This window comes from Mesorhizobium sp. WSM3866, from assembly GCF_002294795.1.
In the GTDB taxonomy this organism is placed as follows: Bacteria; Pseudomonadota; Alphaproteobacteria; order Rhizobiales; family Rhizobiaceae; genus Mesorhizobium.
This window is the reverse complement of record NZ_NSGC01000050.1, coordinates 1-1,637: the sequence shown is the minus strand read 5'-3', so window position 1 is coordinate 1,637 and position 1,637 is coordinate 1. Positions and strand designations below refer to the sequence as shown.

Annotated in this window: 1 protein-coding gene; it reads left to right on the top strand. The window is 68.4% G+C overall.

Translation table 11 applies throughout. From position 1 onward, the window contains the following. A partial coding sequence (locus tag CK222_RS31355; protein WP_245322586.1) for a condensation domain-containing protein occupies positions 1 to 1,637 on the top strand: 1,637 nt, incomplete at both ends.

Here is a 1,637-nt window from a genome sequence, read left to right as displayed (position 1 = left end):
CTGGGGCTCGATCGGGTCGGCCGCCACGACCACTTCTTCGAGCTCGGCGGCCATTCGCTGCTGGCGGTGCGGCTGCTGAGCCGGCTCTCGCCGGCCGTCGGTGTCGAGGTGCCGCTGTCGACGCTCTTCGCCAGGCCGGTGCTTTGCGATCTGGCGGAAAGCATCGTTGAAGATTTGAGCCGCGCCGATCGCAAAGACCTGCCGGCGATTGTTGCCGTGTCGCGCGATGAGCCGCTTGCGCTCTCCTTCGCCCAGCAGCGGCTGTGGTTCCTGGCGCAGCTGGACGAGGCCGGCACCAATTACCACATCCCGATGGCCTTGCGGCTGACGGGCCGGCTCGATCGGGCGGCCCTGCAGCGCAGCCTCGATGGTGTGTTTGCGCGTCACGAGGCGTTGCGCCATGTTTTTGTCGCGCCCGACGGCAAGCCCTGGGTCCGGGTCCTGCCGGCGGATGCTGGTCTGCCGCCGGTCGAGCACGACCTGTGCGGCCGGGCCGATGCTGAGGCGGCCCTTGAGGACCTGTGCCGTGAAGAGGCGCACACGCCCTTCGACCTGTCGCGCGGGCCGATGATCCGCGCTCGCCTGATCCGGCTGTCGCATGAGGAGCACGTCTTCCTGCTGACGCAGCATCACATTGTCTCGGATGGCTGGTCGATGGGCGTGCTGGTGCGGGAACTCGGTCAGCTCTACCGGGCCTTCGCTGCCGGGCATGATGATCCCTTGGCGCCGCTCGACATCCAGTATGCGGACTATGCTGCCTGGCAGCGGCAGTGGCTGTCGGGGGACAGGCTGCAGAGCCAGGCCCGTCACTGGCGCGAGGCCCTGTCGGGGGCTCCTGCTCGCCTTGCCTTGCCGACGGACCGGCCGCGCCCAGCCCAGCAGTCGTTTGCCGGGGCCGGCGTGCCGGTGGTCATCGATCCGGCGCTGACGCGCGGGCTGAAGCGGCTGGCCAGCCAGCAGGGCACGACCTTGTTCATGACGGTGCTGGCGGCCTGGGCGGCGGTTCTGTCGCGCCTGTCAGGGCAGGACGACATCGTCATCGGCGTGCCGAGCGCCAATCGCGGCCGGCGCGAGATCGAAGAGCTGATCGGCTTCTTCGTCAACACGCTTGCGCTTCGCCTGGATCTGTCGGGGGCGCCGAGCGTGGCGCAGCTTCTGGAACGCACGCGGCGCACCGCGCTTGCCGCGCAGGAGCATCAGGACCTGCCGTTCGAGCAGGTGGTTGAGATCGTCAAGCCGCAGCGCGCGCTCGACCACACGCCGCTGTTCCAGGTGATGCTGGCCTGGCAGGACGCGGCCGTCGAGCGGCTTGACCTGCCCGGGCTCGCGATCGAGGCTGTGGGCAATGCCTACGACCAGGTCAAGTTCGACCTGGAGCTGAGCCTTGGCGAGAGCGGCGAGGAGCTCGCCGGAAAGCTGCACTATGCGACCGCACTGTTCGACGAAGCCACGATCGAGCGGCAGCGCGGCTATCTTTTGGCGCTGCTGCGGGCGATGGTTGCCGATGCCGGGCAGCCGGTGGGCCGCATCGAGTTGCTGTCGCGCGAGGAGCGGACTTACCTTTTGGAGGAGCTGAACCGGACGGAAGCGGACTATCCGTCGCACAAGTGCATCCACGAGCTGTTCGAGGCGCAGGT